The sequence below is a fragment of the Actinotalea endophytica genome (genome assembly GCF_025717005.1).
Classification (GTDB): domain Bacteria; phylum Actinomycetota; class Actinomycetes; order Actinomycetales; family Cellulomonadaceae; genus Actinotalea.
In genome coordinates, this window is record NZ_JAOVZU010000012.1 from 91,236 (window position 1) to 110,638 (window position 19,403).

The 19,403-nt window shown below is 72.1% G+C and carries 22 protein-coding genes; 8 read left to right on the forward strand and 14 right to left on the reverse strand.

Annotation, left to right across the window (positions count from 1 at the left end; translation table 11 throughout):
* The first annotated feature begins 115 nt into the window (after positions 1–115).
* A complete protein-coding gene (locus OEB99_RS18180; RefSeq protein WP_263578712.1) occupies positions 116–679 on the forward strand; it encodes a hypothetical protein in 564 nt (187 codons plus the stop codon).
* 61 nt (positions 680–740) lie between these two features.
* Here the strand turns inward: OEB99_RS18180 and OEB99_RS18185 are convergent, their stop codons facing one another.
* Positions 741–2,726, reverse strand: coding sequence for a M13 family metallopeptidase (locus OEB99_RS18185; protein ID WP_263578713.1), 1,986 nt, complete (start codon positions 2,724–2,726; stop codon positions 741–743).
* A gap of 61 nt (positions 2,727–2,787) precedes the next feature.
* Here OEB99_RS18185 and OEB99_RS18190 point away from each other — a divergent pair, with 61 nt between their 5' ends.
* A complete protein-coding gene (locus tag OEB99_RS18190; protein ID WP_263578714.1) occupies positions 2,788–3,240 on the forward strand; it encodes a ribose-5-phosphate isomerase in 453 nt (150 codons plus the stop codon).
* 109 nt (positions 3,241–3,349) lie between these two features.
* Here the strand turns inward: OEB99_RS18190 and OEB99_RS18195 are convergent, their stop codons facing one another.
* Entirely contained in the window at positions 3,350–4,594 is a 1,245-nt protein-coding gene (locus OEB99_RS18195; RefSeq protein WP_263578715.1) for a GNAT family N-acetyltransferase, read from the reverse strand.
* Between the two features lie 102 nt (positions 4,595–4,696).
* On the opposite strand from OEB99_RS18195, the gene OEB99_RS18200 reads away from it, so the two are divergent.
* Both OEB99_RS18200 and OEB99_RS18205 read left to right on the forward strand, forming a co-directional pair.
* Entirely contained in the window at positions 4,697–5,827 is a 1,131-nt protein-coding gene (locus OEB99_RS18200; RefSeq protein WP_263578716.1) for a PP2C family protein-serine/threonine phosphatase, read from the forward strand.
* Positions 5,828–5,858: 31 nt separating this feature from the next.
* The gene (locus OEB99_RS18205; protein ID WP_263578717.1) at positions 5,859–6,218 is read left to right on the forward strand and encodes an MGMT family protein; all 360 of its coding nucleotides are present in this window, start codon (positions 5,859–5,861) and stop codon (positions 6,216–6,218) included.
* Position 6,219: 1 nt separating this feature from the next.
* Here OEB99_RS18205 and cysE read toward each other — a convergent pair whose 3' ends face one another.
* Both cysE and cysK read right to left on the reverse strand, forming a co-directional pair.
* On the reverse strand, positions 6,220–6,816 hold the full coding sequence (gene cysE / locus OEB99_RS18210) for a serine O-acetyltransferase (protein ID WP_318011438.1): 597 nt from the start codon (positions 6,814–6,816) through the stop codon (positions 6,220–6,222).
* Positions 6,817–6,818: 2 nt separating this feature from the next.
* Positions 6,819–7,751, reverse strand: a complete 933-nt coding sequence (gene cysK / locus OEB99_RS18215) for a cysteine synthase A (RefSeq protein ID WP_263578718.1) — start codon at positions 7,749–7,751, stop codon at positions 6,819–6,821.
* A gap of 269 nt (positions 7,752–8,020) precedes the next feature.
* On the opposite strand from cysK, the gene OEB99_RS18220 reads away from it, so the two are divergent.
* The 3 genes from OEB99_RS18220 to OEB99_RS18230 all read left to right on the forward strand — a co-directional run bounded on the left by OEB99_RS18220 (position 8,021) and on the right by OEB99_RS18230 (position 9,530).
* Entirely contained in the window at positions 8,021–8,455 is a 435-nt protein-coding gene (locus OEB99_RS18220; RefSeq protein WP_263578719.1) for a fluoride efflux transporter FluC, read from the forward strand.
* The gene (locus OEB99_RS18225) at positions 8,452–8,823 is read left to right on the forward strand and encodes a fluoride efflux transporter FluC (RefSeq protein WP_263578720.1); all 372 of its coding nucleotides are present in this window, start codon (positions 8,452–8,454) and stop codon (positions 8,821–8,823) included. The genes OEB99_RS18220 and OEB99_RS18225 overlap by 4 nt, the downstream gene beginning before the upstream one ends.
* Positions 8,824–9,191: 368 nt before the next feature.
* A complete protein-coding gene (locus tag OEB99_RS18230) occupies positions 9,192–9,530 on the forward strand; it encodes a DUF6054 family protein (protein WP_263578721.1) in 339 nt (112 codons plus the stop codon).
* Between the two features lie 44 nt (positions 9,531–9,574).
* On the opposite strand, the gene OEB99_RS18235 is transcribed toward OEB99_RS18230, so the two are convergent.
* From OEB99_RS18235 to OEB99_RS18250, 4 genes are all read right to left on the reverse strand, one after another.
* Positions 9,575–10,054 (reverse strand): GNAT family N-acetyltransferase, encoded by a 480-nt coding sequence (locus tag OEB99_RS18235; RefSeq protein ID WP_263578722.1) that lies wholly within the window; start codon positions 10,052–10,054, stop codon positions 9,575–9,577.
* An 80-nt stretch (positions 10,055–10,134) separates the two neighbouring features.
* Positions 10,135–11,613 carry an outer membrane protein assembly factor BamB family protein gene (locus OEB99_RS18240; RefSeq protein WP_263578723.1) on the reverse strand — a complete coding sequence of 493 codons (1,479 nt, stop codon included), beginning with the start codon at positions 11,611–11,613 and terminating at the stop codon, positions 10,135–10,137.
* A 56-nt stretch (positions 11,614–11,669) separates the two neighbouring features.
* Complete coding sequence (locus OEB99_RS18245) at positions 11,670–12,308, reverse strand: TetR family transcriptional regulator (RefSeq protein WP_263578724.1); 639 nt, start codon at positions 12,306–12,308, stop codon at positions 11,670–11,672.
* A gap of 8 nt (positions 12,309–12,316) precedes the next feature.
* Entirely contained in the window at positions 12,317–13,861 is a 1,545-nt protein-coding gene (locus OEB99_RS18250) for an MFS transporter (protein ID WP_263578725.1), read from the reverse strand.
* A 233-nt stretch (positions 13,862–14,094) separates the two neighbouring features.
* Between OEB99_RS18250 and OEB99_RS18255 the strand changes: the two genes are divergently transcribed.
* On the forward strand, positions 14,095–14,352 hold the full coding sequence (locus tag OEB99_RS18255) for a hypothetical protein (protein WP_263578726.1): 258 nt from the start codon (positions 14,095–14,097) through the stop codon (positions 14,350–14,352).
* Positions 14,353–14,424: 72 nt separating this feature from the next.
* Here the strand turns inward: OEB99_RS18255 and OEB99_RS18260 are convergent, their stop codons facing one another.
* The 6 genes from OEB99_RS18260 to OEB99_RS18285 form a co-directional block, all read right to left on the reverse strand.
* Positions 14,425–14,559, reverse strand: a complete 135-nt coding sequence (locus OEB99_RS18260; RefSeq protein ID WP_263578727.1) for a hypothetical protein — start codon at positions 14,557–14,559, stop codon at positions 14,425–14,427.
* A gap of 152 nt (positions 14,560–14,711) precedes the next feature.
* Positions 14,712–15,110 carry a hypothetical protein gene (locus tag OEB99_RS18265; RefSeq protein ID WP_263578728.1) on the reverse strand — a complete coding sequence of 133 codons (399 nt, stop codon included), beginning with the start codon at positions 15,108–15,110 and terminating at the stop codon, positions 14,712–14,714.
* A gap of 56 nt (positions 15,111–15,166) precedes the next feature.
* Positions 15,167–15,730, reverse strand: coding sequence for a hypothetical protein (locus tag OEB99_RS18270; protein WP_263578729.1), 564 nt, complete (start codon positions 15,728–15,730; stop codon positions 15,167–15,169).
* Entirely contained in the window at positions 15,727–16,776 is a 1,050-nt protein-coding gene (locus tag OEB99_RS18275) for an IS481 family transposase (RefSeq protein WP_263578730.1), read from the reverse strand. Before OEB99_RS18275 ends, OEB99_RS18270 begins: the two co-directional genes overlap by 4 nt.
* 123 nt (positions 16,777–16,899) lie before the next feature.
* Positions 16,900–17,790 (reverse strand): nucleotidyl transferase AbiEii/AbiGii toxin family protein, encoded by an 891-nt coding sequence (locus tag OEB99_RS18280; RefSeq protein WP_263578731.1) that lies wholly within the window; start codon positions 17,788–17,790, stop codon positions 16,900–16,902.
* Positions 17,787–18,326: a type IV toxin-antitoxin system AbiEi family antitoxin domain-containing protein gene (locus tag OEB99_RS18285; protein WP_263578732.1), complete on the reverse strand. Its 540-nt coding sequence runs from the start codon at positions 18,324–18,326 to the stop codon at positions 17,787–17,789. Before OEB99_RS18285 ends, OEB99_RS18280 begins: the two co-directional genes overlap by 4 nt.
* Between the last annotated feature and the right edge of the window lie 1,077 nt (positions 18,327–19,403).

Sequence of the window (19,403 nt, forward strand, 5' to 3'; positions counted from 1 at the left end):
CCCCACCGCCCCCCCCCCCCCCCGCCCCCCGCCCCGGGCCGGCGCCCCCCCCCCCCCCCCCCCGGGGGGGCCCCCCCGGCCCGGCCCCGTACGATGCCGTGCGGACGGAGGGACGATGGACGACGCTGACCGTGGTGGCACCGGGCTCGGCCCTGCGATGACCACGTTCGTCGTCGTGGACGTGATCCTGGTCGTCACCTTCCTGCTGCTGGTCGTGCTGCTGCGGCCGTTCTCCGGCTCGGGCGAGCCGGCGGCGTCCGAGACCACGTCGACCGCGGCGCCGGAGACGACGCCCGACGAGTCGGTGCCCGCCGAGCCGACCGACGCCTCGGAGATCCACACCTTCGTGCTGCCCAGCGGCAACATCTGGTGCGAGATGACCGACACCTCGGCCACCTGCACGATCCTGAGCTTCACGTTCACACCGCCGGACGTCCCGGCCGGGTGCGACGGCACGGTCGGCAACGTGCTGACCGTCACGGCCGGCCAGGAGCCCGAGATGGCGTGCGTCGTCGGGGACCCGCCCGCCGTGCCGGACGGCGCACCGACGCTGGAGTACGGCCAGGCGAGCACGGTCGGGGAGATGACCTGCCACTCCTCGACGAACGGCGCGACCTGCCGGCACAACCCGACCGGGTCGGGCTTCTCGGTCGCCCGCGCGGGCTACCGGTTCTTCTGACCGGGGCGTCGGCTGTGCAGTCCGGGCGCCCGGCCGGACACACCGGTGGGCGCCCGGCCGGTCACCAGATGCTGACCCGCTGGTCCGGCTCGAGCCACAGCGCGTCGGTGGGCTGCACGTCGAACGCCTGGTAGAACGCGTCGACGTTGCGGGCCACGCCGTTGCAGCGGAACTCGGCCGGCGAGTGCGGGTCGACCGCGATCTGCTGGACCATCGCCTCGTCGCGGCGCTTCTCCTGCCAGATCCGGCCCCAGGAGAGCAGGACGCGCTGGGTACCGGTCCACCCGTCGAGCACGGGCGCGGAGTCCAGCGGGCCACCGAGCGCGAGGCGATACGCCTTGAGCGCGATCGACAGGCCGCCGAGGTCGCCGATGTTCTCGCCGATCGTCAGCGCACCGTTCACGTGGTGCGACCCGTCCAGCTGCACGGGGGAGAACGCCGAGTACTGGTCGATCAGGGCCGAGGTGCGGGCCTCGAACTCGGTGCGGTCGGACTCGGTCCACCAGTTGTGCAGCCGGCCGTCGCCGTCGTACTTCGAGCCCTGGTCGTCGAAGCCGTGCCCGATCTCGTGGCCGATCACCGCGCCGATCCCGCCGAAGTTCACCGCGTCCTCGGCGTCCGCGTCGAAGAACGGTGGCTGCAGGATCGCGGCCGGGAAGACGATCTCGTTCATCCCGGGGTTGTAGTAGGCGTTCACGGTCTGCGGTGTGAGGAACCACTCGTCGCGGTCCAGCGGCCTGCCGATCTTCGTCAGCTCGCGACGCTGCTCGTAGGCGGCGGACCGCCGAACGTTGCCGAGCAGGTCGTCCGCCTCGACCTCGAGGCCGTCGAAGGTCTTCCACGTGTCGGGGTAGCCGATCTTCGGGGTGAAGGCGTCCAGCTTCGCCAGCGCGCGCTCGCGGGTCTCCGGGCCCATCCAGGTGAGCGTGGAGATCGACTCCCGGTAGGCCTCGACCAGGTGCCCGACGAGCTCGACCATCCGCTGCTTGTGCGCGGGCGGGAAGTGCCGGGCCACGTAGACCTGGCCGACCGCCTCGCCGAGCGTGCGCTCGACCAGCATCACGCCGCGTCGCCAGCGGTCCCGGACCTGCTGCGCCCCGGTGAGGGTGCGGCCGTAGAAGTCGAAGTTCGCCTGGACCACGTCGTCGTGCAGGTACGGGGCGCGTGCGCTGATCAGGTGGTAGCGCAGCCAGGCCTTGATCGTCTCGACGTCGGCGCCGCCCCAGACCTCGCTCAACCCGGCCAGGAAGCTCGGCTCGCGCACGACCAGGTCGTCCATCGAGCCGTCCGGCGCGTTGAGCGTGGCACGCCAGCAGGACCACGCGAAGCCCGGCGCGAGCTCGGCCACCGCGGTGAACGACATCGGGTTGTGCGTGCGCTCGGCGTCGCGGTCGGCGACCACGTCCCAGTGGTGCGCGGCGAGGGCGGTCTCGAAGGCGACGACCTGCTCGGCCGCGGCGCCGGCCCGGTCCGCCGCGAGACCGCTCAGCGCGAGCATCCGTGCGACGTGCGGCGTGTAGGCCTCCCGGATCGCCGCGTACTGCTCCTCGCGGTAGTAGGCCTCGTCCGGCAGGCCGAGCCCGGACTGGTACAGGTGCACGACGTAGCGCTCGGGATCGGCGGCGTCGTTGTCGACGTAGAACCCGGTCGCGTCGGCGCCACCCGTGGACTGCAGCGCCCCGAGCACCGCGGCGAGCGTGGCGTGGTCCTCGGCGGCGTCGATCGCCGCGAGCTCCTCGTGGATCGGGGCCAGCCCGAGCCGTTCCACCGTGTCGGTGTCCATGAAGCTCGCGTACATCGCACCGATCCGCGCCGCGTTCGGGTCTGCGGGTGTGTCGTCCTCGTTCGCCGCCTGGGCACCGAGCTCGGTGATGATCTCCCGCACCTGCTCCTCGGCCTGGTCGTGCAGTGCGCGGAAGCCGCCGTCGGAGGCCCGGTCCGCGGGGATCTCGTGGGTGGCGAGCCATGGCCCGTTGACGTACCGGAACAGGTCGTCCGCGGGACGGACGTCGGGGTCGAAGGACGCGGTGTCGATGCCGGAGATCATGGGCCCCAGGCTAGGCGAGGCGGGTGCCTGCGTCGTGCGCGCGGTGCGGCAGGATGGGCGCATGCGCATCCACATCGCCGCCGACCACGCCGGGTTCGAGCTCAAGGCCGCGCTCGTCGAGCACCTCGTGGCCGCCGGCCACGACGTGACCGACCACGGCGCCGAGACGTACGACGCCCTGGACGACTACCCGCCGGTCTGCTTCGCGGCGGGCGAGGCCGTGGTCGCGGACCCCGGCAGCCTCGGCGTCGTCATCGGAGGTTCGGGCAACGGGGAGCAGATCGCGGCGAACAAGGTCGCCGGGGTGCGCGCCGCGCTCGCCTGGAACGAGGACACCGCGCGCCTGTGCCGCGCGCACAACGACGCCAACGTGGTGTCGATCGGTGCGCGTCAGCACTCCGTGGACGAGGCGATCGCGCTGGTCGAGGCGTTCCTCGCCGAGCCGTTCAGCGGTGACGTGCGCCACCAGCGCCGGATCGACCTGCTCGCCGCGTACGAGGCGCAGCGCGGCTGACCCGTCCACGGGCCTGCCGCGCTGCGCCCGGTCACCGGCTCGCGCTGTCGCGTCGGATCCCGATCTCGTCGGATCCCGATCCCGTCGCCGAGTCAGAGACCCGGCCCCGTCACCAGATCCAGCTGCTCACCGGGGCGACCGGCCACCCGAACGCGATCGCTGCGGCCCGGGCCGAGCCGGGCACGTGCTCGGTGACGAGCCCGGCGGCGGCCAGACCCTCCAGCGAGACACCGCCGAGGTAGGCCGCCCCCAGCTCGCGCACGTCGAGCGCGAGATCCGGTGCGTCGCCGGTCCGGGTGACCTCGGCGCCGTCCGGGCCGCCGACCAGCCGCCACCGGCCCGCGTTGGCCGGCAGGCGGGTGTCGGTGACCTCGAGCACGACGTCGACCGGCGCCTGGTAGCGGCGCGCGGCGAGCGCGACCGGCAGGTCGAGGATCCGGATCCACAGGTCGTCGCGCAGCTGCGGCTGCGCCGCACGCGAGTCGACGAGCAGGTGCACGAGCGGGTCGTCCACGGCGAGGTTGCCCACCTCGACGGTGGCCATCAGGTCGAGGTCGAGCAGCACCCCCCACAGCGCACGGGCCGCCGCGGCGTCCTTGACCACGACCTCGCCGACCCGGACCACGCCGCGCGGGCCCTCGGGCCTCCAGTCCATCTTGCGGCGCAGCATCGCGTAGCCCACCGCAGTGCCGTCCCGCTCGGCGATCGCGATCCGCAGCGGCTCGGCGCCGCGGCGCCACTCCGGCGGGTCGTGCAGGAAGGCGGCGCGCTGCTCGGCACTGGACCGCGGCGCCCACCCGGGCCGGTCGACCGCATCGTGCAGCTCGGCGACGAGTGCGCCGTGCGCGTCGGCGTCGGCCGAGACCAGACGGATGCGGACCTGGTCCGCACCGGGGACGTCGCGCAGCGCGGCTCCGCGCGGGACCGTCAGCCGTAGGCTTCGCGCCGCGTGCCCGTAGCCGAACCGGCCGTAGATCGCGAGCTCGGCCGCGTACAGCGCGGACACGGCCTCGCCGCGGTCCAGCGACCGCGTCATGTGGTCCTCGATCATCGAGCTGAGCAGCCCGCGGCGTCGGTGCCCGGGGTGCACCCCGACCCAGGTCAGCCCGGCGACCGGGGTTCGCGCACCGGGGACCGGGAAGCCGGTGTACGGGTAGGACGCGTGAACGGCGACGAGCTCGCCGTCGGCGGCGCGCACGCCGCGTGCCCGCTCCCAGACGATCGGCAACGGCCACTCGGCGACCTTGTCGAGGTCGATCGAGTCGGGGAAGGCCCATGCGTCGATCGTGAGGAGCTCGCGGTGGTGGTCGGCGGTGAGGTCGACGGCGGTGTAGCCGTCCGGCAGCGGCGTCATGTCGGTCATCGTGGCCCGAGGCCCGGCCGGATGGCACGGGGTTTTCGTGCTCGCCGGTGCGGGCGCTGCGGGACGTGGGCGCGGCCCGGTAGCCTGCCCGGCGTGAGCGTGACCGCACCGCGGCCGCGGGCTCACGCCGGGGGCGCCATGGGGCGTCTGCGACGCAACCTTGCGGTGCGCGCGGGCTTCACCCTTGGCGAGGCGCGCGGCAGATTCGTCAGCCAACCGGCCCTGGCCGCCTGGCTGATCCTGGCATCCCTGATGGTCGCTGCCGGGATGATGCTGCTGCCGGACTGGATCCCGCCGGCGGCGATGCTCCTGGTCCTGCTCGGCGGGGTGCTCGTGCTGCGCCGGGCCGCGATGGTCGCGCTCGCGGTGGCGATGATCATCGAGACGGTGGTGCTCGCCAGCGGCGACTGGGTCGAGTTCACCCCCGGGGTCGTCGTCGTGCAGGGCGTCGCGCTGGTGATCGGGCTGCTGTTCGTGCGCAGCCGCGAGCTGCTCGGGCTCCAGGGTGCGCCGAGCCAGCTCATGCTCGTGGACCTGCGGGACCGGATCGCGGCGCACGGCAGGATCCCCGCGCTGCCCGAGGGCTGGCGGGTCGAGTCCGTCGTGCGCTCCGCGAACGGCGAGGGTTTCTCCGGCGACTTCGTGGTCGCCGCTCGCGGTGCTGGCGGCCCGGTGCTCGAGATCGTGCTGGTCGACGTCTCCGGCAAGGGGCAGGAGGCGGGTGTGCGCTCGCTGCTGCTGTCCGGTGCGTTCGGCGGCCTGCTGGGCGCGATGCCGCCACCGCAGTTCCTGCCCGCCGCGAACGCGTACCTGCTCGAGCAGCGCTGGCCCGAGGGTTTCGCGACCGCTGTGCACCTGGCGGTGCACCTCGAGACCGGCGTGTACCAGGTCGCCGCAGCAGGCCACCCGCCGCCCATCCACCATCACGCGGGGGAGGGACGACTCGAGGTGATCCGGAGCACCGGTGGACCCGCGCTCGGTGTGGTGGGGGCACCGACCTACGTCGCCCACGAGGGTCGGCTCGCGTACGGCGACACGCTCCTGCTGTACACCGACGGTCTGGTCGAGGACGCCGGGCGAGACCTCGACCTCGGCATCGACCGGCTGATGGGCGTCGTCGAGCGACTCGTCGCGACCGGCAAGGGCGGCGCCGAGGAGGTGCTCGCCGAGCTCAAGGCCGGTGAGGGGGACGACCGTGGGCTCATCCTCGTCCAGCGGGTCTGAGCCCGGGAGTCGGTCGCGGCGCGGCGGCGCCGTGCACGGCGCCGAGCCCGAGATCGGACCCCCACCCGGGGCCGACGACTACCTCGAGGCCGTGCTCGACCTGGTCGCCGAGATCCCGCCCGGCCGGGCGGCGACCTACGGCTCGATCGCCGAGGTGCTCCGCGACCGCCTGGGCATCGGCGGCCCGCGCCAGGTCGGCACGGTGCTCGCCCGGGCGGGCTCGGGGGTGCCCTGGTGGCGGGTCGTCAACGCGTCCGGTCAGCCGCCACGGCCCTACCGCTCGGACGCCCTGGCCCGGTTGCGCGGCGAGGGCTGCCCGCTCACCGAGCCGGCCGACCCGGACGACGCACGGGTCGTGCTGCGCCGAGCCCTGTGGTGGCCGGAGGACTGACTCAGATCCAGATCGCCGGGTCCAGCTCGAGCGCCGGCTCGTGCACGTCGTCCCGCACCGCGCCGGCCGGCCGCTCGTGCCGCCGGATCACCGCGGGCACACCGACCGCGGTCGCGCCGGCCGGCACGTCCTTGACCACGACGGCGTTCGCGCCGATCTTCGCGCCGTCGCCGACCCAGATCGGCCCGAGCACGCGCGCGCCCGAGCCCACCACGACCCCGTCGCCGAGCGTCGGGTGCCGCTTGCCCTTGTTCATCGAGACCCCGCCGAGCGTCGCGCCGTGGAACATCACGACGTCGTCGCCCACCATGGCGGTCTCACCGATCACGATGCCCATGCCGTGGTCCATGAAGAGCCGGCGGCCCAGCTGGGCACCGGGGTGGATCTCGATCCCGGTGATCGAGCGGATGATCTGGGACAGCAGCCGGGCCGGCAGCCGGAGCCCCGGCTCGCGCCACATGCGGTGGGCGATCCGGTAGCCCCAGATCGCGTGCACGCCCGGGTAGGCGAGCGCGACCTCCAGTGCCGTACGGGCCGCGGGGTCGCGGTCCCGTGCGGCCTGGAGATCCTCGCGGAGCACAGCCAGGAAATGTCTCACCGTCAGTCCATCAGGTCGGCGTAGAGGGCCGTGGACAGGTAGCGCTCGCCGAACGACGGCACGATCACGACGATCAGCTTGCCCGCGTTCTCGGGGCGCTGCGCCACCAGGTGCGCGGCGTGGATCGCGGCGCCGGAGGAGAACCCGACCAGCAGTCCCTCGTCCCGAGCGGTGCGGCGGGCGACCTCGGCGGCGGTCTCGGCGTCGACGTCGATGATCTCGTCGTAGACCGTGGTGTCGAGGATCTCCGGGACGAAGTTCGCGCCGATGCCCTGGATCTTGTGCGGGCCGGGCTGGCCGCCGTTGAGGATGGGCGACTCGGCGGGCTCGACGCCGATCACCTGCACGCCGGGCTTGCGCTCCTTGAGCACCTGCCCGGTGCCGGTGATCGTGCCGCCGGTGCCGATCCCGGCCACCAGGATGTCGACCGCGCCGTCGGTGTCGGCCCAGATCTCCTCGGCCGTGGTGCGACGGTGGATCGCGGGGTTCGCCTCGTTGGCGAACTGGCGGGCCAGGACGGCGCCGGGTCGCTCGGCGGCGATCTGCTCGGCCCGGGTGACAGCGCCCTTCATGCCCTCGCTCGCCGGGGTGAGCACGAGCTCCGCGCCGAACGCGCGCAGCAGGGCGCGCCGCTCCTTGGACATCGATTCGGGCATCGTGAGCACCACGTCGTAGCCGCGGGCCGCGCCGACCATGGCCAGTGCGATCCCGGTGTTGCCACTGGTGGCCTCGACCACGGTGCCGCCGGGCGGCAGCGCGCCGGACGCCTCGGCGGCGTCGATGATCGAGACGCCGATCCGGTCCTTGACGGAGTTGGCGGGGTTGTAGAACTCGAGCTTGGCGACCACGGTCGCCTGGGTGTCGGAGAGCCGGTTGAGCCGGACGAGCGGGGTGTTGCCGATCAGAGCGGTGACGTCGTCGTAGATGCGTGCCATGGGACAGATCCTTCGCGTGCGGGGGCGTGGTGCGCCGTGGTGGTCAACGGCCAGGAGGGCCGATGGATTCCGGGGCTGGGGCACGAGCGCCGGCGCCGTGGCCGACGGCCACGGGTCAGTGCCAGCGCTCTACAGACAGCAGCAGCGCCGGGCGCACGCGAGGGAGCACACCTGGGTCGGGGCGATCGCCACGGCCGTGCTCCTCTCGTCGGTCGGTCAGACCGTAACCCCTGACCTGCGTCGAGGCAATCGCTCGGTAGGTTGGCGCGGTGAGCACGCGTCCGTACCTGGCGCCGGGCCTCGTCGCGCTGGTGGTCGCCGGCGGTGCGGTGGGGTCCGTGGGGCGTGCCGCGCTCGGGCAGGCACTGCCCGCCGACGGTGGTTGGCACTGGGGCACGCTCGCCGCGAACGCGCTCGGTGCGTTCCTGCTCGGCCTGCTGCTGGAGGTTCTCGTCCGGCGCGGTCCGGAGAGCCGTCGTGGCCGCACCGTCCGCCTCGCGCTGGGCACCGGGGTGATGGGCGGGTTCACGACCTACTCGACGTTCGCGGTCGAGGTCGAGCGGTCGCTCGCGGACGGGCAGGTCGCGACCGCGCTGGGCTATGCGGCGACGATCCTGGTTCTCGGGCTCGTCGCGTGCTCGGCGGGGGTGCTGCTGGGTGCACGCCTGCACCGGTGGCGCGTGACCGCGAGGGAGGCGACGTGACGCTCTGGCTCGTGGCGCTCGGGGGCGGGCTCGGCGCCGGTTCCCGGTTCGTGGTGGACGGCTTGATCCGCGCTCGCTCCAGCCGGCCCCTGCCGGTGGCCACGATGACGATCAACGTGGTGGGCTCGCTCCTGCTTGGTCTCCTGACCGGCCTGGTGGTGTTCCACCACGTCGCCGGGCCGTGGATCACGATCGCGACCACCGGGTTCTGCGGTGGCTTCACCACCTTCTCGACGGCGATGGTCGAGGCCGTCCGGCTGGTCCAGGTCGGCGAGCTTCGGGCGGCGGCGACGAGTGTGCTCGGGACGCTCGTCGCCGGTGTCGGTGCGGCTGCGCTCGGAGTGGGCCTGGTCGCGCTGACCGCCTGACCCACCAGGCGTGTGACGGCAGCGGCGAGAGGGCGCCGGCCGCGTGACCGCTGTGTCCGCATCTGGCTCGGCCGATCGCGTGCTTCCGCAGGTCGCGGAAGGATTCCGGACCCGGAAGTCCGGCGTGTCGCACCATCGGAGCGGGCATCATTCGTTCATGAGTCCCGTTATCGGTTGGCTGGCGCTCGCGTTCCTCGCCAGCGGCCTGGAGACGATCGCGTCCTACGCGCGACGCATCTTCTGACCGGGGACGGCAGGCGATCGCACCGCCGCCGTCCCGAGGGTGAGCCATGCCCATCGGACGGCGGGCGGCCCGGGTGGGACCGAGGCCGGGCGTTGACGGCCGGACGGGGCGCTACTGTGCGCGCGTGGCTCAGGCTGACTACACGATCACGGGGGACCTCGACCGTTTCGTCGCACATCTCGATCACGCGATCGAGCAGGGCAGTGCGACCGCCATGGTGGAGGCCAAGGCCGAACGCCGGCTCGGCGACGCGCGGATGGCGGTGCGGGTCTACGAGCGCTTCAGCATGGTGGGCGGCAACCGGCTGAGCCTGTCCGTGAGCGCGCTCGCCGTCGGCGACCGGATCGAGGTCGTGGTCGTCACCTCGGGCGGCAGCGAAGGCGTTGTGATGAAGCTCAACACGTTCGGCGAGAAGGCGTTCCTCGCCAAGGCGGACGAGGCCGTGCGGGCGTTCCGGGGCTGAGCCCGGACCGGCGGAGCCCGCAGGAACCGAGGCGCCGCCGACGGTCAGGCCAGGTCGAGGCGCATGCGGCGCCCCTCGCCGAGCGGCGTGGTCACGCCCTGGCCGTCGACGAAGCCGGCGGCCAGGTAGAACGATCTGGCGTGCGGGTTGGCGGTGACCAGGATCCGCCGGAAGCCGGCCGCTGCGCCCGACCGAGCTGCGTCGACCACCAGCCGACGGGCGACGCCTCGGCGCTGGAACGGCGGATCGACGAAGAGGTCGTCGAGCTCGAGCTCGCTCTCCGAGACGGGAGATGCCGTGGCGAACCCGAGGACCCGGCCCGTCTCGTCGGGTCCGGCGTGCGCGAGGCGGGTGCGCCCTGCGGCGATCCCGTCACCGGTGAAGGCGAGGTACTCCGGTCGAGCGAGGAGCATCAGCGCGTCACCCGGGTTGGACAGCGACGCCGCGCGATACACCCGCTGGAGCTCGGGCAGATCGGCCGGCGACGCGGTCCGGATCCCCAGGACGAGCCCATCGCGATCCACCGGGGGAGTCGACCACCCCAGGTCCGGCCCGTCAACGGGTTTCGTCCGGCGCTCCGCCCGGCCGGCGTGAGGCGCCCGCCCTAGCCCACGGCCACGGCGCTGACCCCCGCGAGGGTGGGGACCAGGACGAACCCACCGGCCAGGACGGGCGACGCGAACCGGCTCGTCGTTCCCACGTCGGCCGTGGTGATCGAGGCGCCGGTCACCTCGTCGAGCGCGTAGAGCCGCCCGCCGGCGGCGTCGACCGACCACACGGCGCCGTGGCCCACGACCGGCGAGCCGGCGATGTTCGCCGGCGCCTTCCAGCCGCCCTGCAGCGTGGTCGACCCGACGTCCACGCGGAGCAGCCCGTCCCGGCACGGGACGAAGGCGGCTGCGGCCGTGCGGTCCCACGCGATGCCGCCGTACCCGGCGCAGCCGGTCAGCGTCGCGAGCTGCCCGCCGACGCCACCGAGGTGCTCACCGTCGAGGAGGTAGACCTCGGCGTCCTTCCCGGAGACCAGGACCCGGTTGCCGCCGAGCAGCACCGGACCGGTGCTGCCCAGGTCTTGGTCGCGGGCGTTCTGCGAGCCCCACGACGCCGGGGCGAAGTAGTCGAGCCGCTGCGAGAGGTCCGGAGCCAGCCGGAGCACGGAGTCGCTGCCGTCGTAGGTCCCGCCGGTGCTGGCGCCGTTGCCCACCGCGACCCACGCGTCGCCACCGCCGTCGACGGCCACCCCCGAGGCGGCCCAGATGCCGCCCTCACGACTCGTCGGGACGGCGTACGAGGTGGTGGTGCCGCCGCCGACGGGTGTCGCGGTGACGTAGCCGACGTAGTCTCCGCAGTCCCCGTAGAGCCCTCCGAAGGGCACGTAGACCCGGCCGTTCGCGACGGCGAGCGCGCCCCGCTGCTGCTCGGCGAGCGGGTTGCGCGTCGTGACGTCGAGCGACTGGCGCCAGCGCTCCGTCCCGGTCAGCACGTCGAGCGCGACCAGGTCGTGACGCCCCCCGGTGGTCTCGGCCACCACGAACACCGAGCCCGTGGTCGCGTCGTACGCCGGGGTCCCGGTGATCCCGAGCGGGTCGATGTTGCCGCACGGCAGGTCGCTCCTGGGCACCGGCGTGCCGAGGTGGGTCGTCCAGCGGACCGCACCGGTCGTCAGGTCGAGCCCGTACACCGTGTCGGCCTCCGTGGCCGCGATCGCCAGCCCGCCGACGACGATCGGCTGCCCGTACACGGCGCCGTCGAGCGCTGCGGTCCACGCGGGGGTCAGCTCGTGCACGGCGGGCAGACCGGCCACGGTGCCTGCGCGGTCGAGAGTGCGGTGGTAGGAGGGCCAGTCGAGCGCGCTCGGTCCGGTCGGTGTCGGGCTCGGGGACTCGGGCGCAGTCGGAGTCGCGGCGGTGCCGCTCGGGCCTGCGGTTCCCGGGCTCGGGGTGGCGCTGCTCAGGGCGGAGCCGCTCGCGCTCGCACTGCCGGCCGACGACGACGGGGTGCCGGCGGGCGAGCAGCCGGCCGCCGCGAGGAGCGCGGCGAGCAGCACCGGGACGGCCAGCACCGGCCGTGCGACGCGATCCACCCGGTCACCGTAGGCACGATCGATCCGTGCGGCGCGTCGACGCCGGTTCCGTCCCGCTACGGGCCGGGCGTCGTGGCGCTCGGGTCGAGCATCGCGATCAGCCCGTCGATCGCGGCCTCGACGCGCGCTGCGGCCGCGTCCTTGGTGGCGGGGAGCTCGATGGTCCCGTCGGCGTCCGGCAGCTGCATCGTTGCCAGGACGCCGAACACCGCCCCGCCGAGCAGCCGCACCCGAGGGTCGTCCTGGTCGCTGCGAAGGATCCGCGCGCAGTAGGCGAGGGTGAGGCCCATCGGGCGCAGCGCCTCCTGGGCGAAGCCCGGCCGCAGCTCCGGCACGGTCTGGAGCAGGTGGATGCGACGGCGCTCCTGGTCGAAGTCGGCGTCGTCCATCGCGCGGTACGACTCGGCGATCAGGGACCGCAGGGCCGCCAGCGAGTAGGCGGGCTGGTGCTCGACCAGCGGCCAGAACTGCTCGGCCGGCAGGTCGGCCTCGAAGACCGCTGCCTTGGTGCCGTAGTACCGGAAGAAGGTGCTCCGGGAGACCTCGGCGGCGGCGCAGATGTCCTCCACGGAGACCGCCGCGTAGCCGCGCTCCTCGACCAGGTCGATCGCGACACGTTGCAGGTCGGCCCGCGCACGGGCGCGCTTACGCTCCCGCAGCGAAGGCTGCGCACCGGGCTCGCGTCGATCTGGCATGCCGGGCCTCAGGCTCCGCCGCGCCCGGGCCGCACCCCGGTGGTCGGGGTCGACGGGGCGACGGTGCGAGCGGCTTCACCGAGCGTCGCCGGCATCCACACGGCCGTGGCGAGCGCGAGCAGGCACGCGACGCCGACGCCCAGCCACATCTGGGCCGCCATCCCGGAGAGGAAGGCGGATCGGACCGAGGCGGCCAGCGCCGGGTCCTGCAGCTGCTCGGCCACGGCCAGTCCTGCCTGCATGGACGACCGGACAGCGGCGGCCGCAGGGTCGGGCAGGGTGCCGGTGTCGACCTGGCTCCGGTAGACCGAGTTCAGCACCGAGACGAGCACCGCGATGCCGACGACGCTGCTGGTCTGCCGCATGACCTGGATCGTCGCGGCGCCGGCTCCGGCGCTGTCCGCGCGCAGGCTGCTGAGCGCGAGGTTCTGGCACGAGAGCATCACGACGCCGTACCCGATTCCGAAGACGATCATCCAGGTCGCGGCCTCACGATACCCGGTGGTGATCGTCGTCCTGGTGGCCAGCAGGCACCCGGTGCCGATCAGCAGCAGCCCGACCTGGGCGGCGGCACGGTAGGAGAACCTGCGGGAGAGCGGGACGCTGATCCCCACGCCGAGGAAGATCCCGCCGATCAGTGGGATGAGTCGCAGGCTCGATCCCATCGCGTCGACACCGAGCACGCCCTGCAGGTAGCTCGGCACGGAGAAGAGCGCCACCACGCCGAGCATGGTCGCGGCGCTCAGCACGCCCGTGCCCCACGCGAACGACCGGTCGGCCCACAGGCGCATGGTCATCAGTCCGTCCTCGGGGTGCCGCAGCTCCCAGGCGACGAACGCCGCGAGCACCGATGCGCCGACCAGCCAGCTGCCGAGACTCAGCGGGTCGCCCCAGCCGCGGACCGGCGCCTCGATCAGTCCGTAGGTGAGGCCGGTGAGCCCGACCACCGACAGCGCGATCCCGACCGCGTCGGCGCGGCGGTACGTGCGGGGAGTGGAACCGGGCAGGAGCGTGGCGGCCCCCACGAGTGCGAGGGCGACGATCGGGACGTTGATCATGAAGACGCTGCCCCAGGCGTAGTGCTGCAGGAGGTACCCCGCGACCACCGGCCCGAGGGGGAGACCGATGAACGACGCGGCGCCGAGGACGGCGAGGGCGCGGGGGCGTTCGTCCTCGTCGAAGAGCACGACGAGCCACGAGAAGGTCAAGGGAGTCGCCAGGGCTGCGCCGGCACCCATGACTGCTCGAGCCGCGATCAGCACGCCTGCGGTCGGAGCGGCGGCGCTGGCGATCGACCCCGCGCCGAAGACCACCAGGGCGGCCACGGTCATCGGCTTGAGCCCGAGCCGATCGCCGAGCAGGCCGGCCGGCAGCAGGAGGACGGCCAGCGTCAGCAGGTACGCGTCCGCGAACCACTGCAGCTGCGACGTGCTCGCATCCAGGTCCGTCGCGAGCGTCGGGAGCGCGACGTTGAGCACGGTGGTGTCGAGCGCGATGACGAGGCCGACCAGGGAGAGGACGCCCAAGGAAGCCCAGCGGCGAGGAGTGGTCATGGCTGACACTCTGTCTCAAGTGAGACGAAGTGTCAATCAGGTCGATGTCTCACGACGCCGCGTCGAGGAGGAACCGCGGCCGTGCGCACCAGGCCTCACCGATACGCGTCCCCAGCCACGACCACCATGGGCGATCGCGCCGACTGACGTGGATCAGGTGGGCTCGCGTCGGTACCTCCCTGTCGCGCGCGAACGGGCGAGCGTACGTTGGCGGTGACGGGAGGGCGAGGACCGTGATCCCGACGATGATCGCGTTCGGCTTGGTCTTGGGACGCTGGTGGCGGCTCACCCTCCCGCTTGCGGCCGTGGTCTGGGTCACGGTGCTGGTCGCCGACGGTGTGATGGGCCTCGAGCCTGGGTTGATCGGTGCGGCGCTGCTGGCGGTGGCGAACGCCGGCCTCGGTGTGCTCGTGCACCAGGGCGTCCTTCAGAGCTACCGGTGGCTTCGGCGGCGGGCATCGCATCGGTCGCACTCGCACACGCCCGCCTGAGCCCGCCAACACGCCGACCTCCCCACCACCGGTCGCCATCCCCGTGGTACGACTCAGCGGGTCAGCCCAGACCTACTCGGCCGTGATGACGCGCCGCTCCGCACGCTCGCGGGCGTCGCGCTGGGTGGCGCCCTTGAGCACTTCCATGGCCCCCTGGTCTGCCGACAACGCCGGTTGAATGGCGCTGCTCTTGGTGGGCGGCGCCATCCGGAATGATCGACCATCGGCGGCGGATCTTGACCGACGAAGGGCCCGCGTCGAGCCCCGGCGGAGGGGTCATCCAGCGGCGCAACGGCAACGGGGTTGCGAGCCTGGCCAGACGATCGGCCCGAGCCGGTCCGCTTCGGATCGCGCCGGCGTCAAGACGAGGGTGCGTAGATCGTGTCCTCGATCGGCAGGAGATCGGACTGCTCGACCACCCACGTGTCGCCCTCACAGACCTCACCGTTCGGCGAGGCGGCAAGCGCTGCGACCATCGAACCGTCGTCGGTGATCGCGTTGATGCTGCCGTCTGTGTTCACGCACTCTCCTCGGGGAGCGACGGAGACCTCTCCGCTGTCGCCAGCGGGTACGTCCGCAAGGCGTGATCCGCCGAGCCTGATGGTCAGGTCGTGGGTGGTGTGGTTGGTGACGGTCATCGTCCACGGTCTCGGGTCGTCGCCCATGATGAGCCCGCATCCGGCAAGGAGTAGCGCCACAGAGAGCACCACCGCGCCCAGGATCGCGGCGTGGGCGCCACGCCTCGCAGGTGTCGTCATCGTCCCTTCCGTGGGTCGTCGATGGCCGAGTATCAGGCTATCGGCCGCTCGGCGTGTCAGGTGAGGATCGGACCTCCGCCGCCTCCGCCGCCGTCTCCGGGGTCTGGTGGGGTGTAGTGAGGGCGGCTCTCGATGAAGACGGCTCCGATCTGGATGTGTCCTTGGGTCTCGAGGGCGAAGTGGTTGATCCCGTCGTGAATGGCGCCGTCGGGCAGAGTGGACAGGCCGTCGCAGGACCGGTCCCAGGTGTACCAGGAGCCGGTGAAACCGATCAGGTACCGCCCGCCGTAGATCGTGAGCTGCCGGTCCAGCTCCAGGTCGTAGGCCACGCCGTTGACCCAGATCTGGTCTGAGGATCGCGGGTGGCTGTCGCTGGAGTAGAAGCACAGCGTTTGTGCGTCACGTGTGGTCGTGAAGTCCGATCCGAGGTCGACGTCGACGCTGAACTGGGTGCCAGCGGTCAGTGGCTCGTCCATACCCGGACCCGTGTTCACGCGATGCTGCCACCCCATCGCACCGTCGTCTTCTACCACGGTGCCATCCGAAGCTGACCGTGCGCTGACGGTGTAGGGGACCTGGGTGCCGAACCGAGCGAATGGGTCGACCTGGGAGATGATCACGACGGCGGTCGGGCAGCCGGGGAACAGGGTGACCTGGTAGTCGAACGTCCGTCATCGTTCGCGCTGTACTGACCCGGCAGGTTGGTCAATCGGGTGACTGGTGGCTTGTTGCCGCAGGCGGTGTGGGGTCGGTGGTGGTTGTACTCGTGGAGCCATGCTGCCAGGGCGGCTCGTCGTTCGGCTTCTGAGGTGTAGCAGCGGGCGTAGCCCCAGCCGTCGGCCATGGTGCGGTGGAAGCGCTCGATCTTGCCGTTGGTCTGCGGACGGTAGGGCCGGGTGCGGGAGTGGTTGATCGCGAGTTCGGCGCAGACGTCGCGCCAGAGGTGGGAGCGGTAGGGCGAGCCGTTGTCGGACAGGACTCGCTGGGTGGTGATGCCGCGGGCGGCGAACCAGGCCACCGCCCGGCGCAGGACGCCGGTCGCAGTCAGTGCGGTCTCGTCGTCGTGGACCTCGGCGTAGGCGACGCGGGAGTGGTCGTCGATCACGGTGTGCACGAACGCGTGGCCCATCTTCGGGTTGTGGTGGGCGTTCTTGGGCTTGTCGGGAGTGGCTGAGCGGTGCCGATCGCCCTGGGCGCGCCCGACGAACCGCCAGCCACCGCCATCGGGGATGTTGCCGAACTTCTTGACGTCCACGTGCAGCATCGCGCCGGGGCGGTCGTGCTCGTAGCGGCGCACCGGCTGCCCGGTGGCCCTATCGACATGGGCCAGCCGGTTCAGCCGGCACCGGGTCAGGACTCGGTGCGCGGTGGAGGGCGCGACACCGGTCAGCGCTGCCAGCTGCACCGGCCCCAGGCGTCTGCGCAGGCGCAGGGAGACGATCCGACGCGTGGTCAGCGCGTCGGTCTTGCCCGGCATCCGTCGCGGACGTGAGGAGCGGTCCTGCATCGACGGCCCCGCCGCATACCGATCAGCCCAACGCTTCACCGTCGGCCACGAGCACTGGAACCGGGCCGCGACCTCGGCGATCGGGACCTTCTGATCCACGACCAGTCGGGCGACGGTCAGCCGGGCCCGGGGCGTCAAGGCAGCGTTAGCGTGGACCACGAGGGCCTCCTGTGAGCGAAGCGGATACCTAGGCAGTTCCACTCCACCGCGGGAGGCCCTCCTCGCGCCATCACTCAGATCAGCGCATCACACAAACTCGACCAACGTCTCGGGTCAGTACAGCTAGGCCAGGTCGGGTGCGGCGTCGACCTCCCGAATCAGAGCGTTGACGAGCTCCGCCGCAGCAGTGACGTCGGACGGCACGACCCCTTCGAGATCCCTCGCGGCCGTGGTGTACAGCGCGGGCCAGTGGGGTTCAGGCTCGACGACCGGTGGCCACGAGTGCATCGCGCGGGTAGCGAAGATCGACAGGCAAGCAGCCTTCACGGCTGGGAGGTCCGCTCGGACAAGCTCGGCCAGCAGGGCGATGTCCACAAGGTCGTGTGCACGGTCGTTCCTGAACCCGGACCGACGTTCGGTGCAGGCGTGGAGCTTCTGCGCGACCTGGTACTTCACGCCGAGGATCAAGAACCCCTCTGCCTGGGTGACGAAGCCGACGTCGCGGAGCGCGACCACGGGTACAAGATCGGTGGAGTCGGCCGCTCCGGCTTCCTCAGGCGAGACCTCGAGGGTCACCGTGGCATACGGCTTGCCGCCGTATGCCATCTTCACGGCGACGCGCCGCGGGCGAACGGGTGAGGCCGGCAGGGCGATCTCCTGTTCCCTGACGAGCGTGAAGTTCCAGCCGAGGTGGCCCGTACGCCCCAACTCTCGGAGTCGGTCGAGGAATGCCGTGAGCGAGCCGCGGAGCATCGCGTCGAGGTCTTTCGAGAAGCGGCTCCGGTCGATGCCGAGGCGCAGCATCAGGGCGGACCCGCCCTTGATGGCGAACTTGTCTTCGCCGTCCACCGGCACTACGGAGGCGATGGCGTCCGCGAGGACCTCTACTGCCAGCCGATGGCGAAGTCGAGCGCTTGGCGTACCGGTGTCGGCGGCGAGGTTCCGCACTCGCTGCTCGATCGCGCTGAGGTTCTTCGGTGGTACGCCGACGTACCGGTCGCCGATCGGTGTCATCGGAGCCTCGGCCACAATCGGGCGGCTTCACGGCGCAGCAGGAGTCCGCGCTGGCTGGCGTTCCTGACCGCGAGTCGGAGCTGCTCACGGTCTTCGCCGTCGGCGAGTGCTTGTGTGATCGCGGTTGCGGCTGTCACTACGGGGACCCCCTCGTAGTTGGTGATGGCGTCTGGCGGGAGGGTCAACCGGTGCACGTGGTACTGGTCGTGACCCGCCTTGCGTGGGTTGTATGCCCGAGGGACGGTCAGGTGGATTCTGCGCGGCAGGATGTCGCACAGCTCCTGCATCTCCAGTGCGGACGCGTGGGAGATGACACCAACGCCCCGTGCCCAGAGGACAGCTTCCATGTATGGGGTGAGGCGGTCGAACGGGACGGCTCGAACGTGGTACAGCCCGTGCGCGATCCGTTCCAGCCGTTGATCTTGAGCGAGGCGGTGGAGGGCGACTGCAGTCACCCCTTCGCGGGTCGCGTCCTCGGCGCGGACGAGTCCGTGCGCGTCGGCAGCCAAGCCCACCACGACGTCGTACGCTCCCATGTGCAAAATCTTATCGCCTGGTAGTGGTTCTGCACACACCTTGAGCGTAGCGAACTACGAGTCGGTAGCGCCCGAGCTGGAGGGCGATCGGAGCCTCACATCACAGGTCGAGGTGGGAGTTCCGCCTCCACGGAGACCGGCACGCGCGGCGTGTCACGCCCCGAATCCCCACCTCCTCACCTACGCTGCTACCACCCGCCGCCGGCGAGGTCCCTGTCTACCTGCGCCAGTACGCATATGGGGCGGTGGGGCGCGAGTTGGGTCACCGTTGCAATACGGCAGAGACGCGGCGTTGCGCGGAGCGCTTCGCGAGCTGATACCCGTCGCGTTCGAGAGCCCGGTACGGAGCACCCACGAGGAGCGACCAGGACGTGGTCACGTAGCGCGAGCCACCCATCCGGTCGCCGTGTGAGCGAGGCGATCGTCGCGTGATTCCCGGGCGCGACGTGGACGGTCACCGCGCACTGCGCCGCCACCCGCTCGACCTCATCCTCGAAACGCGCGGCGCCTCCTGTCCAGGGACCGATCCCGAAGTCGCCGACCTGGACGAGCCTGGTGACTCCCAGGTCGGCAGCGGTCCCGAGTGCGCCCTGAGCCCATGCGAGGTCCCGATCCCAGTCGCCGGCGACGAGGATCTGCGTGGCGGGCTGGCCGGGGTCGCCTGGCGCCATTCCGACCCCCCTTCTAGCGCGCTAGAGTGCTGCGTTGGCGCAGGTCAGCGGCCTGAAACACTATCGTGCCACGCGTCCGGCTCGTCGCCGAGGACCTCGGGCGCCGCGCGGCCGGCGTCAGCTCGCGCCTGCGCCAGCCACGCGGCCCGGGCCGCCCGGCTACGGCCCGAGACAGGCGGCGCGGGGCGTAGCACGCGTGGCTGGCGAGGCGCTGGGGTGCGGGAGGGACGCCGGCGTGGCACCCGGGCAGGCTAGCCCGCGCCCGCGACGGCACGCCTGTGAACCGCCCCGGGTTTCGTAGAGGCTCTCAATCCACGGAGGATGAGAGTCATGGCAGCACCGAGGAAGTACCCGGAGGAGCTCCGGGAGCGGGCGATCCGGATGGCGGTCGATCTGCGGCGTGACC